Origin of the sequence: Halalkalibacterium halodurans (assembly GCF_005671335.1) — a bacterium.
Lineage (GTDB): Bacteria > Bacillota > Bacilli > Bacillales > Bacillaceae_D > Halalkalibacterium > Halalkalibacterium halodurans.
This window is the reverse complement of sequence record NZ_CP040441.1, coordinates 106,693-120,011: the sequence shown is the minus strand read 5'-3', so window position 1 is coordinate 120,011 and position 13,319 is coordinate 106,693. Positions and strand designations below refer to the sequence as shown.

At 45.0% G+C, this 13,319-nt stretch carries 14 protein-coding genes; all 14 read right to left on the bottom strand.

From position 1 onward, the window contains the following. Window positions 1–84 precede the first annotated feature (84 nt). Window positions 85–1,590 carry a lysine--tRNA ligase gene (gene lysS, locus FED51_RS00555; RefSeq protein WP_053432343.1) on the bottom strand — a complete coding sequence of 502 codons (1,506 nt, stop codon included), beginning with the start codon at window positions 1,588–1,590 and terminating at the stop codon, window positions 85–87. A gap of 111 nt (window positions 1,591–1,701) precedes the next feature. Next, complete coding sequence (dusB, locus tag FED51_RS00550; RefSeq protein WP_053432316.1) at window positions 1,702–2,706, bottom strand: tRNA dihydrouridine synthase DusB; 1,005 nt, start codon at window positions 2,704–2,706, stop codon at window positions 1,702–1,704. 13 nt (window positions 2,707–2,719) lie between these two features. Further along, window positions 2,720–2,941, bottom strand: coding sequence for a helix-turn-helix domain-containing protein (locus tag FED51_RS00545; protein ID WP_010896280.1), 222 nt, complete (start codon window positions 2,939–2,941; stop codon window positions 2,720–2,722). After that, window positions 2,893–3,417, bottom strand: coding sequence for a 2-amino-4-hydroxy-6-hydroxymethyldihydropteridine diphosphokinase (gene folK / locus FED51_RS00540; RefSeq protein ID WP_010896279.1), 525 nt, complete (start codon window positions 3,415–3,417; stop codon window positions 2,893–2,895). Before folK ends, FED51_RS00545 begins: the two co-directional genes overlap by 49 nt. Next, a complete protein-coding gene (folB, locus tag FED51_RS00535; RefSeq protein ID WP_407901393.1) occupies window positions 3,418–3,762 on the bottom strand; it encodes a dihydroneopterin aldolase in 345 nt (114 codons plus the stop codon). A 7-nt stretch (window positions 3,763–3,769) separates the two neighbouring features. After that, a complete protein-coding gene (gene folP / locus FED51_RS00530; RefSeq protein ID WP_053432318.1) occupies window positions 3,770–4,612 on the bottom strand; it encodes a dihydropteroate synthase in 843 nt (280 codons plus the stop codon). Beyond that, a complete protein-coding gene (gene pabC / locus FED51_RS00525; protein WP_053432319.1) occupies window positions 4,590–5,477 on the bottom strand; it encodes an aminodeoxychorismate lyase in 888 nt (295 codons plus the stop codon). Before pabC ends, folP begins: the two co-directional genes overlap by 23 nt. Continuing rightward, entirely contained in the window at window positions 5,461–6,057 is a 597-nt protein-coding gene (gene pabA / locus FED51_RS00520; protein ID WP_053432320.1) for an aminodeoxychorismate/anthranilate synthase component II, read from the bottom strand. Before pabA ends, pabC begins: the two co-directional genes overlap by 17 nt. Before the next feature lie 18 nt (window positions 6,058–6,075). After that, window positions 6,076–7,536: an anthranilate synthase component I family protein gene (locus FED51_RS00515; protein ID WP_053432321.1), complete on the bottom strand. Its 1,461-nt coding sequence runs from the start codon at window positions 7,534–7,536 to the stop codon at window positions 6,076–6,078. Window positions 7,537–7,765: 229 nt separating this feature from the next. Further along, a complete protein-coding gene (gene cysK, locus FED51_RS00510) occupies window positions 7,766–8,689 on the bottom strand; it encodes a cysteine synthase A (RefSeq protein WP_010896272.1) in 924 nt (307 codons plus the stop codon). 172 nt (window positions 8,690–8,861) lie between these two features. Then, window positions 8,862–9,737 carry an Hsp33 family molecular chaperone HslO gene (hslO, locus tag FED51_RS00505; RefSeq protein WP_010896271.1) on the bottom strand — a complete coding sequence of 292 codons (876 nt, stop codon included), beginning with the start codon at window positions 9,735–9,737 and terminating at the stop codon, window positions 8,862–8,864. 15 nt (window positions 9,738–9,752) lie between these two features. Further along, window positions 9,753–10,517, bottom strand: coding sequence for a type III pantothenate kinase (locus FED51_RS00500; protein ID WP_010896270.1), 765 nt, complete (start codon window positions 10,515–10,517; stop codon window positions 9,753–9,755). A 218-nt stretch (window positions 10,518–10,735) separates the two neighbouring features. Further along, window positions 10,736–12,709 (bottom strand): ATP-dependent zinc metalloprotease FtsH, encoded by a 1,974-nt coding sequence (ftsH, locus tag FED51_RS00495; RefSeq protein WP_053432322.1) that lies wholly within the window; start codon window positions 12,707–12,709, stop codon window positions 10,736–10,738. A gap of 68 nt (window positions 12,710–12,777) precedes the next feature. Beyond that, on the bottom strand, window positions 12,778–13,317 hold the full coding sequence (gene hpt / locus FED51_RS00490; RefSeq protein ID WP_010896268.1) for a hypoxanthine phosphoribosyltransferase: 540 nt from the start codon (window positions 13,315–13,317) through the stop codon (window positions 12,778–12,780). Between the last annotated feature and the right edge of the window lie 2 nt (window positions 13,318–13,319).

Below are 13,319 nucleotides of genomic sequence, written 5' to 3'. Positions count from 1 at the left end.
TGCCTTCACAGTTCGGGACTTGAACCCTAGAGAATATGCGCATGCCTGGCACACCTAAAGAAAATAAGCTGCCCCTTAGGCAGCTTATTCAGTAGCAGGTGAATCTTTATGACGCATTTGCGGGAACAATAGCACATCACGTATGGACGGTGAGTTTGTCAAAAGCATGACCAATCGATCGATGCCAATTCCTAACCCACCGGTTGGTGGCATCCCATACTCTAATGATTCAACGAAATCCTCATCCATCATATGAGCTTCATCGTCCCCTTGCTCCCGCTCAACTAATTGTTGTTCAAAACGGTGACGTTGATCAATCGGATCATTAAGTTCAGAGAAGGCATTTGCATGCTCTCGTCCTACGATAAATAATTCAAATCGATCGGTAAAGCGAGGATCATCAGGATTTTTCTTTGCCAATGGCGAGATCGCAACAGGGTGTCCGTAAACGAATGTTGGTTGAATGAGCTTTTCTTCCACAAAGTGCTCAAAGAACTCGTTTACGACGTGCCCATACGTCATCGTCTCTTTTACAGGAACGTTGTGCTCCTTAGCCAAAGCACGCGCTTCCTCGTCACTCATCTCGTTCCAAAAGTCTACACCTGTCTCTTCCTTAATGGCCTCCACCATGTGGACACGTCGCCACTTCGGCTCCATGTTCACTTCATACTCACCATAAGTAATTGTCGTCGTCCCCAGTACATCTTTGGCGATATGAGCGATCAGTTGTTCTGTCAATTCCATAATATCGTTATAATCCGCATATGCTTCATAAAGCTCAATCATAGTAAATTCCGGATTATGCCTGGTTGACACACCTTCATTACGAAACACTCGACCAATTTCATAGACTTTTTCCATCCCACCAACAATAAGCCGTTTCAAATGTAGCTCAATCGCAATCCGCATATACAATGTCATATCGAGCGCATTATGGTGAGTAACAAACGGACGAGCCGATGCCCCACCTGGAATGGAGTGCATGGTCGGGGTTTCCACCTCTAAATATCCACGGTCATCTAAGTAACGACGCATCGATTGTAAAATTTTACTACGCAAGACAAACGTATCACGAACTTCAGGGTTCACAATGAGGTCAAGGTAACGTTGGCGATAGCGCTGCTCCACATCTTTTAAGCCATGATATTTATCTGGGAGAGGGCGCAATGACTTCGTCAATAGTTGAAAGTCTTGTACTTTAACCGATAGTTCCCCTACTTTCGTCTTAAAAGCAACACCTTTGACGCCCACGATGTCGCCAATATCGATTGACGTAAACAAATCGTATGACTTGTCGCCTACTGCATCCTTACGTACATAAATTTGTATTTGCCCTGTTAAATCCTGAATATGAGCAAAGCCCGCTTTTCCTTTTCCACGCTTCGTCATCACTCGTCCTGCAAGCACGACCTCATGCGTTTCTTCTTCTAATTCTTCTTTTGACTTCGCGTCATATTTTTCTTTCATAGACTGGGCAGTATCGGTACGCTCAAACTTCCCACCAAATGGATTTGCCCCTTCGGCTTCTAAATTTTGCAATTTCTCTCGGCGCACAGCCAAGAGGTCATTTAATCCGAGCTCTTCGCTCATCTCAAAATCAGCTCCTAAGCTTTTCATATTTAGACTCTCTATGTAAAAAGGCTGCCTTCTAGAAGAAGAAGGCGCACTCGAGTCACGCTCCCCTAGAGACAAGCCTTTCTATCAAACCACACTCGCACTTTTCTCCGCCATTTTTGCCTCTAACTCTTCAATATAGGCATAAAGGGTTGAGGATACATCCTCCCGAGTTTCAAATTGATTAATTTGATCGCGGATTTTCCCATTCCCGCGCAAGCCTTTCAAATACCAAGCAGCATGCTTTCTCATTTCACGAACCGCTACGTTTTCGCCTTTAAGCTTAATCAGGCGATCCAAATGAATCATGCATACATCAATTTTCTCACGCGGCGTAGGATCTGGGAGTAACTCCCCTGTTTCCAAGTAATGGATCGTCCGATAAAGCATCCAAGGGTTTCCTAGTGCTGCACGCCCGATCATCACTCCATCAACACCAATTTCATCAAGCATGCGCTTCGCATCTTGCGGCGTCTTCACATCCCCGTTTCCAATAACGGGAATACCTACGGCTTGTTTGACTTCACGAATGATATTCCAGTCAGCTGTTCCTTCGTACATTTGCACACGCGTCCGTCCGTGGACAGCAACCGCTGCACCACCTGCACGTTCAACTGCTTGAGCATTTTCGACTGCATAGATATGCTCTTCATCCCAACCGATCCGCATCTTAACCGTAACAGGTTTATCGACCTCATCAACAACGGCTGAAACCATATCATAAATTTTGTTTGGATCAAGTAACCAACGAGCACCCGCATCACATTTTGTAATTTTCGGCACTGGACACCCCATATTGATGTCAATAATATCGGCATTTGTGTTCTTATCCACGAACTTGGCCGCTTCGACAAGGGTTTCCTTTTCTCCGCCAAAAATTTGCAAACTCAACGGTTTTTCCCGCTCATCTACATACAGCATGCTCAATGACTTTTCGTTTTTATGAAGAATGGCTTTATCGCTCACCATTTCTGCACAGACTAGTCCTGCTCCAAACTCCTTGGCAATCAAACGAAACGCAGGGTTACATACCCCTGCCATCGGTGCTAAGACCACTTGATTTTTCATTTCGATTGGACCAATTTTAAGCATGATGATTCACCTCCTAGTTCTTTTCTTTTTCTGTTTGCGGAAGCAACTCGTCTTCCGATATATTTAAAACTGAAACAACTCGTTCAATTAACTGACGATTAGGTGTTCGAGTGCCTCTCTCTACTTCTCCTAACACGGACACGGAGACTCCAATCGCTTGGGCAAATCGCTCCTGCGTATAGCCCTTTAGCTTTCGAAACGCCCGTATACGCTGGCCCCAGTTTCCTGTTTCCATAACGTCACACCTTCTTTATCTTTTAACTCTCTGACAACCTGTTCAATCGTTTTGCCAGAAGGAGCAACAATCGATGGATTTAATTCCATTAAAGGAATGAGAACAAACGCCCGTTCCCACATGCGCGGGTGAGGGATAATTAAGTTCTCCATCTCTCTATTTTCTTGATCATAGAGGAGAATGTCAAGGTCTAACGTGCGAGGCCCCCATCGAATATGGCGCTCACGCCCACAATAACGCTCTATCTTTTGCGTTACTTCTAGCAATTGTTCCACCGGAAGAGACGTAGACACTTCAACAACCATATTTAGGAATGGGCTTTGATCCGTATACCCAACCGGATCCGTTTCATAGATAGAGGAACAGCATGTAACCGTAACCTTATCGTGTTCAGCTAACTGTTGGATCGCTTCTTCTAAAAAACGCGAACGATCGCCGATGTTTGATCCAAGCGCAATGTAACACTGCTTTTCCATTTATTTAGACCTCGTAATTTCAACAGCTACAGAGTCATAGTGACCAGGGATCGGTGGATCTGGCTTCGTCACTGTAACGGTGACGAATTGCAAAGGCTCAAAGGAAGCAAGGAGCTTTGCTGCAATCGTTTCCGCAACGGACTCCACAAGTTTATACGGCTCCCCTTCTACAACTTCTTTCGTGATTTTGTATACATCGGCATAGTTGATCGTATGAACGAGAGCGTCTGATTCCCCCGCACGTTTTAAATCGAGCTCTAACGTCAAGTCGACGTAGAACCGTTGGCCAAGCTTATTCTCTTCTGCATAGACCCCATGATACCCGTAAAACTCCATCCGATTCATATAAATCTTATCCACCGATATCACGCCCTTTCCCCATCATCGCATCCATCATTTTTGCCATTCGACTCATTTCTTTTACATCATGAACTCGAACAATATTGCAGCCTTTGGCAATCCCATAACAGACAGTAGCTCCCGTTCCTTCAACCCGATCGTCCACAGGTAAATGAAGCGTCTTCGCGATGAGGGATTTTCGCGACGTACCGAGCAGAACTGGATATGGGAGCGCAGTTAACTCATCCAGTCGACGCATCGCCTCCAAATTGTGCTCATATGTTTTTGCAAAGCCAATTCCCGGATCTAATATAATGTTCTCATCTTTCACGCCTGCTTGTTTACACAAAGAGATGCTTTCCTCTAGGTCAGCGATCATCTCGGCCATCAAGTCTGTATAATCCTCATTGTCTCGATTATGCATTAAAATAATCGGTACCCCGTATTTAGCGGCAACGTGAGCCATACTAGGGTCGGCTTTTGCTCCCCATACGTCATTGATGATCGAAGCACCTGCTTTGATCGCTTTCTCGGCTACTTCTGCCTTGTACGTGTCGATTGAAATCGGTACATCGACCTGCGCTGAAACAGCTTCAATCACAGGGATCACACGGTTAAGTTCTTCGCCCACTTCCACTTTCGTATGCCCTGGGCGCGTAGATTCGCCGCCGATGTCAATTAGATCAGCGCCGTCGGTGATCATTTGCTTCGCGTGACGGACAGCCGCTTCAACATCAACGTATCTCCCTCCATCTGAAAAAGAATCAGGTGTTACATTAAGAATTCCCATAATGTACGTTCGATCCGAGAATTGTAACGGATTCAATCGCGTTTTATTTGCAAGTGTTGTTGACATCCTGTTTTCCCTCCTTTATCTCGTTCTTGGACCATAGTTTTGTGCAGTATTTCTGATAGCTTTTTCTCAAACTCATAATCACCGCTTCATCTTGGTTAAATTCAGCTTGTCCAACGGAAGTGAGAGTCACGATTTCTTGAATGGAATTTGTAATAAACGCCCCATCCGCTTTCAGTAATGCTTCTTTAGGGTAGCGCCCTTCCCGCCACGGAATCCCTTGCTTATCACATAAGGTGAGAACAAATTGCCGAGTGATGCCATTCAAGATTCCTGTATCAACAGAAGGCGTGTACACGACCCCGTTTTTTACCCAAAACACGTTCGAAGTCAGCCCTTCCGCTAACACGCCATCCTCTGTTAAAAAGATCCCTTCCGTTTGTGGGTCCTTTGCCACCTCACGCTTTCCAAGAACGTTGTTCAGAAAGTGGTGTGACTTAAGTCGTCGATCTCCTTCAGGGGTATTCCTTCTTAGCTCCAGCAATGTCCCCGTTTTTCGCGTCGATAGCCCTTGTGGCAATGACTTCATGTAGATGATGACTGTCGGCTCTTTATAAGTGTCCGTGTACAGCCCAATCGGACCCGGACCAGCAGAGACGTTCCAGCGAATATAAGCATTTCTCACACCATTTTTATTACAAAGCGTGGCAAGCTGGTGTAAAACGTGAGACCGATTATACGTCCAATCAATCGCAAGGGCGCGTAGCCCCTCCTCTAAACGGACAAAATGGTCATCCAATAAAAATGGATGACCTTCATAAAGTCGAAACGTTTCAAAAAGACCGAGACCATACATGTAACCGTGATCGAAAGGCGAGATGATCGCCTCCTCTTCCTTGACAAGTTTGTCATTAACGTACATGTACATCGTTTGTTTCCTTCCCGTACGTTTCGATAAAGTTACGCAACAGTCGTTTGCCCGCATCGGTCATAATCGATTCTGGGTGAAACTGCACCCCTTCAATTGAAAGCTCCTTATGACGAATCGCCATGATCTCCCCTTCAGCCGTTTCAGCTGAAATCTCGAAGCAATCCGGTAACGTTTCGCGTTTCACAATTAATGAATGATAACGCGTTGCAGTAAAAGGATTCGCCACCTCTTTAAAAATGGTTTTGCCATCGTGTGTCACTTCAGACGTTTTTCCGTGCATGAGCCGCTCCGCACGAATGACGTCACCGCCAAATGCTTGGGCGATCGATTGATGACCTAAACAAACACCAAAAATCGGGAGCTTCCCTGCGAATGCGCGGATCGCATCAAGGCTAACCCCCGCTTCATTCGGGCTACAAGGCCCCGGTGAAATCATCAAAAAGTCTGGTGACATTTGCTCAATCTCTTCCACCGATACCTCATCATTCCGCTTAACAACAAGCTCATGACCCATCTCGCCCAAATATTGCACTAAGTTGTAGGTAAACGAATCGTAATTATCAATCATTAAAATCATCGTAATTCCTCCTCAGCTCTACTTTTCTATTCTTTGCTTTTGCTCGTCTATACTCTGGTCGTACGCCCGCCATAATGCTTTTGCTTTCTTCAATGATTCCTTATATTCATAGCGAGGATTGGAGTCAATGACCACACCCGCTCCCGCTTGAACATACGCCATCTCATCTTTACACAACATTGTGCGAATGACAATGTTCAGTTCCATATCACCATTATAACCAATCCAGCCAATTGAACCCGTATAAATTCCTCTACGAACCGGCTCTAGCTCTTCAATGATTTCCATCGTTCGTACTTTAGGCGCACCCGTTATCGTCCCGCCTGGGAACGTAGCGCGGATCGCATCAAATGCATCAAGCCCCTCTTTTAACACCCCTCGTACGTTGGAAACAATGTGCATGACATGGGAGTATTTTTCCACAACCATAAGCTCGTTCACTTCAACCGAACCGTATTCACTTACACGCCCGAGGTCGTTTCGCTCTAAATCGACGAGCATCACATGTTCGGCCCGCTCTTTTTCATTTGACAATAATGTCTGAACGAGAGCTTCATCCTCATCAGCCGTTGCCCCGCGAGAACGGGTACCGGCAATCGGACGAGTGCTTAACTTCCGGCCATCTTTTTTGATTAACAACTCTGGAGAACCGCTAACAAGCTGGAAATCTGGAGTGTGCAAATAACTCATATAGGGCGAAGGATTGATCTGACGTAACGCCTCATAAATCGATAATGGAGTTGTCCTTAAAGGGCGTCCTTCGCGAACGGATAAGTTCACTTGGAACACATCCCCTGCCGCAATGTACTCTCGCACTCTCTCTACAGCTTTTGCGAACGTCTCTTCGCTAAACGAATGGACCTTCTCCCCTTCTGTTTCCAAATAAGAAGTTGCAACTTCTTCGTCCAAGCTGACCGGCTGCTTCCATGTCGCTTCGTAATGTCTTAGCTTTTGCTCCGATAAGTCTTGTTCACTGGCGTCCCCATGAACAAAGATCCACGCAACCTTTTTTTCATGATCATAAATAAACACATCATCAAAAATAAGAAAATATAAGTCCGGAAGATTCAAGTCATCTTGAGCGATAGTTGGCAACCGCTCAATTTCACGGACAAGGTCATAACTGAAAAAGCCAATCGCACCTCCCTGAAATGGGGGAGCACCTGGTAACGTTTCAGCTTGATACGAGGCAAGTGCGTCGCGCATTAAATCTAATAAAGCTCCTTGCCGTTTCACGACTTCATTTTCTGTCGTAACGATTAATGTATCTTTCTTGCCTTCAAGAACCATGACCGGCTCAAGTCCGACCATGCTGTATCGTCCACCCCTACCGCTCTCCAACAATACGTGCCGCTCCCGATCCCTTGATTGCTTTTTATAGCGGCGAAAAAACTGGCTCTCCTCCATCGGAAAGGAAGTGGCGCAAACCGTTCGTTTCGTCTCTTGCTTTCCTTGCTGCAACAACCTCACTCCTGCCATTTATCGTTCTCTCTATTTTACATGAACTGCATAGATGAGGAAAGTTGAAGACGTTGGCAAAAACGAATAGTGCTTAGAAAAACATGGCGAACCACTATTGGTGGAAGCAATCTTTTTCCTACACTTCCTTCCTTTATCGATTTCTTAAATTGCAAATCAGAAGCACCTACTCACGAGATTTTCCTGAAATAGAAAAAGGCAGCTCCGCCACTGGAACTGCCCCTAATTATTAGTCCTCAAATTGATAAAGAGGTGTGCTCAAGTAGCGCTCTCCATTTGATGGGATGACGGCTACTACTTTTTTACCTGGCCCAAGCTTTTCAGCCACTTGCAACGCTGCATAAATCGCTGCACCAGAAGAAATTCCTCCAAGGATTCCTTCTTCTTTCGCTGCACGACGAGCGTATTCAAATGCTTGTTCTGTTGAAACTTTTATGACTTCATCATAGATGTCTGTATCAAGGATTTTCGGCACAAATCCGGCACCAATTCCTTGAATTTTATGAGGCCCTGGGTTTCCACCAGATAATACTGGAGAATCTGCAGGCTCAACAGCTGCAATGTGCAAGTTCGGGAAGTTTTCTTTTAGCAATCCACCTGCACCTGTAATCGTTCCACCTGTTCCAATTCCAGATACGAAGCCATCAAGCTGACCGTCCACCTGCTCAAGAAGCTCACGACCTGTCGTTTCACGGTGAATTTCTGGGTTCGCTTCATTTTCAAATTGTTGTGGCATGAAGTACCCATTTTCTTGGGCAAGCTCTGTTGCTTTACGAATCGCTCCTCCCATTCCTTCAGGGCCAGGAGTTAGAACAAGCTCTGCACCGTATGCACGCAGCAAGTTCCGGCGCTCTAAACTCATCGTCTCAGGCATGACAAGTTTTGTTTTATACCCTTTTGCAGCAGCAACCATCGCAAGGCCGATCCCAGTATTTCCAGAAGTAGGCTCAACGATTGTATCATCAGGCTTTAAAGCCCCAGACTTTTCTGCAGCTTCAATCATCGCAAGTGCAATACGATCTTTTACGCTGCTTCCAGGGTTAAAAAATTCAAGCTTTAAGTAAACATCGGCATGTTTGTCAGAAACGAGTCGATTTAATTTTACTAACGGCGTTTGACCGATCAAATCGGTAATGGAGTTTGCCACTCTCATAATAAAGCCCCCTAATCCCAAGTAAATTTATTGGTTTTATTAAGTTTGATGGTATCAAAGATTTTCAGATAAGTCAATAAAAATCATCGTATGTACTGGAAAAAGGCTTGGACAATTTGCTCAACAAAAAACAGCGGCGCTTTCTTTAAACGTCGCTGCTTTGCTATGCCCTTTAGGCTTCTTCGTATAACGTCTCCAGCTCTTCTTTGGAAAAGAGATAGACTTCATTACAAAAATGACAGGTTGTCTCAGCCCCACCATCTTCTTCAATCATTGCGCGGATTTCATCTTTCCCAAGACTAATGATCGCGCGGGCAATCCGCTCTTTTGAACATTGACATGCAAACTCGATCGGCATCTTTTCGAGGATTTTCACATTGTCATCCCCCAATAGAGCAGCAAGTATCTCTTCTGGTGGCATTCCTGCCTCAACTAGCTTGGAAATCGGCGGTATCGTCTGCAGCCGCTTTTCAATTTCTGAAATAATAGCGTCATCTGCTCCCGGCATCAATTGCAGAACGAAACCTCCTGCTGCAAGCACGCTGTTATCAGGGTTCACAAGCACTCCTACTCCTACTGAAGATGGCGTTTGTTCAGAAGACACAAAGTAATACGTAAAGTCTTCCCCAAGCTCTCCAGAAACGAGCGGAACACTTCCTGTAAAATGGTCCCGTAAGCCGATATCCTTGACCACAGACAACGATCCGTTTGTGCCGACTGCTCGTGCCACATCCAATTTCCCGTGTTCGTTTAATTCAAAGTGAACATGGGGGTTCTTCACGTATCCACGCGTTTGTCCGTTTGCCTGACTATCAACAATGATCGCTCCTATCGGGCCATCCCCTTCAACCTTCACGGTCAGCTTGGCATCCCCTTTTAACATAGCAGCCATCATTGTGCCAGCCATCATCGTACGCCCAAGAGCTGCTGACGCTGTCGGCCACGTATCTTGACGCCTCACCGCCTCATTGACCATCTCTGTCGCTTTGAGGGCATAGGCACGCACCTTCCCTTCAAAGCCGAGCGCCTTTACTAAATAATCACCCATATCGGTTCATTCCTTTCAGACATTCTTCTTATAAATGAGTTGCAATCCTTTTAATGTTAAAAACGAATCGATTACATCAATGGTTTCCGACTCGGTTCCGATTAACTTCGCAAGCCCACCAGTTGCAATGACTTTCGGTTCACTTTCTGCTTGAGCCTTCATTCGTTTCACAACACCATCGACTTGGCTCACATACCCGTAGAAGATTCCTGATTGCATCGAATCAATCGTATTTGTCCCTACGACTTGTTTCGGCTTCGCTATTTCAATCCGTGGCAATTTTGATGCGCGATGATACAACGCTTCTGTTGAGATCATGATTCCAGGAGCAATGACTCCCCCTGCATATTGTTTTTTTTCATTAATTAAGCAATATGTTGTTGCTGTTCCAAAATCAACGACAATGGCAGGGTAGCCATATAACTCAATCGCTGCAACTGCATTAACGATTCGATCGGCCCCAACCTCTTTTGGATTGTCATACTTAATATTTAAGCCTGTCTTAATTCCAGGCCCAATAATCATAGGAGTGACATGAAAGTATTTTTTGCACATTTGCTCTAAGGAAAACATCATCGGTGGGACAACAGATGAAATGACAATGCCGTCTATGTCTTGAAACTGTAGACCTGCATGATCAAAGAGAGAACGCACTGTCATTGCATACTCATCCTCGGTCTTTTGCCTACTCGTCGCTAGCCGCCAATGATGCACTAACGTTTCATCTTGGTAGACCCCTAACACAGTATTTGTATTTCCAACATCAATGACAAGTATCATGTTTCATCACCACACATCTTTTAGTAAAACTTGGATTACCGCCAAGTCTTATGAGCGGTAGTTATGTTTTTATATACTTTAGCCTTAGCTAGAAGGCAAACTTTTCTTCAACTGAACCGTTCTTTAATCTTGATGGAACCGATTATCATTTTATATACAAAAATAATACCTATGGATATGAAAAGCCCGATGACATTCATCGGGCTTTCTAGAGACGATTATTTCTTTTCGTCATCTTCTTTTACATCTTCAGTGTTAGGCGCTGATTCTTCGCCCTCTGCTTCCTCACCTTTTTTCGAATGAATGTTCACCTTAACTTCTGAATCTTGCCCGTTCTCACGCGTTTCAGCAATCTTCTCTGCTAAGTGGTGATTATCTGGAAGCTTTCCATCATGGATCAGTGATTTGATTTGTTCGGCGTCAAGGGTTTCTAGATCTAAAAGCGTTTCAGCTACAAGGTCGAGGCTTTTCTTGTTGTCCAAAAGGATTTGCTTACAACGCTCATAGCACTCTTTAATAATTCGTTGCACTTCGAGATCAATCTCATGGGCAATCGCATCACTGTAATTTTGCTCATTTTGAATATCCCGCCCTAAGAAAACTTGACCACCAGATCCTGATCCAAATTGCATCGGTCCAAGCTTTTCACTCATTCCATATTCGGTCACCATTTTACGTGCAATGCTTGTGGCTCGCTGGAAGTCATTGTGGGCTCCTGTAGACGCTTCACCGAATTGAATTTCCTCTGCTACACGTCCGCCAAGAAGTCCGACAATTTTATCGAGGAGTTCCGGCTTTGTCATAAAATAGCGGTCTTCTTTCGGAAGCATTACAGCATAGCCACCAGCAACGCCACGAGGTACGATCGTTACTTTATGCACCATATCGGCGTTTTCGAGCTTCACCCCTACGACTGTATGCCCAGCTTCATGCCACGCCACAATGTTCTTTTCCTTTTCGGAAATGACACGGCTCTTCTTCGCCGGTCCAGCAATGACACGGTCAATGGCTTCTTCAATATGAACCATGCTAATTTTCTTTTCATCTTGTCTAGCCGCAACGAGTGCGGCTTCATTTAATAAGTTCTCAAGGTCAGCCCCAGAGAATCCTGGTGTACGAGTCGCAATCGTTTTAAGATTTACGTCATCAGCAAGCGGCTTATTGCTAGCATGCACTTTTAATACTTCTTCGCGTCCTTTCACATCTGGGCGTCCGACCGTAATTTGACGATCGAAGCGTCCTGGACGGAGCAAGGCCGGGTCAAGAATGTCAGCACGGTTCGTCGCAGCGATAATAATAATTCCTTCATTAGCGCTAAAACCGTCCATTTCAACGAGCAATTGGTTCAACGTTTGCTCGCGCTCATCGTGACCACCGCCTAAACCAGCACCACGTTGACGACCTACAGCATCAATTTCATCGATAAAAATAATGCAAGGAGCGTTTTTCTTTGCGTTTTCAAACAAATCGCGGACACGGGATGCCCCTACCCCGACAAACATTTCAACGAAATCTGAACCACTTATCGAGAAGAACGGTACACCTGCTTCCCCTGCAACTGCACGAGCAAGCAACGTTTTCCCTGTTCCTGGTGGCCCGACAAGAAGTACCCCTTTAGGAATACGAGCCCCAATCGCCGAGAACTTCCGAGGGTCTTTCAGAAATTCTACAACTTCCACAAGCTCTTGTTTCTCTTCGTCAGCACCAGCTACATCCTTAAACTTCGCCTTCTTTTTATCCTCATTTACCATTTTCGCCTTGCTCTTACCGAAGTTCATGACACGGCTTCCACCGCCCTGCGCTTGGCTCAACAAGAAGAAGAATAGGATAAAAATAATGATAAACGGAATGATCCCTGTAAAGAACGTCACCCATCCGCTCGTTTCATCGGCTGGAATGACCTCAAGACCAGCGGCCTCGGAAATGGTTTCTGCCATCTGCTCAGTCGGGAGTACATAAGTTTCGAAAAACTCATCTTCATCGGCCCCGCGAAGCTGTCCACGTACGAGATACACATCCCGTTCTGGCTTTATCGACAGACTTGTAATTTCACCCGCCTCTAAATGCTGGGTAAATTCTTCAAACGTAATCTGCTTGGTTTGCGTTTGGTCACCTGTAAAAAAGCTAACGATCCCAACGATTACGAGGAATATTAATAAATAAAATATCGTATTTCGGAATATCCGATTCATTCCTGACCTCCTCCCACGCACAATCAGCTTCAACTATCGTACCACAATGGTTTCATCTTTCACAAACATTAGCTTTCGTAAACTTCAGGCTTGAGAATCCCAATAAACGGAAGGTTTCGATAACGCTCGGCGTAGTCTAATCCATATCCTACTACAAACGCATCCGGTACCGTGAAGCCTGCCATATCAGGAACGAGGTCGACTTTACGTCCTTCCGGTTTGTCCAGTAGTGTCACAACCTTCACTGACTTCGCTTTTCGATAATGGAACAGTTCAATCAGATAGCTAAGTGTGAGGCCACTGTCTATAATATCTTCCACAATTAATACGTCCCGTCCTTCTACAGACGTATCCAAATCCTTAATAATTTTCACCTCTCCAGAGGAAACTGTTCCTTTACCGTAGCTAGAGACATCCATGAAATCCATTTCTAAATGAGTATCAATTCGTTTCGTTAAATCACCCATAAATGGCATGGCACCTTTTAATACGCCAATGACGAGGGGAAATTTCCCTTCATATTCTTCGGTAATCTGTTTGCCTAGCTCGACGATTTTTGCTTGAATCTCTTCCTCTGTTATCAAGATCTCTTGAATCTCATCTCTCATCT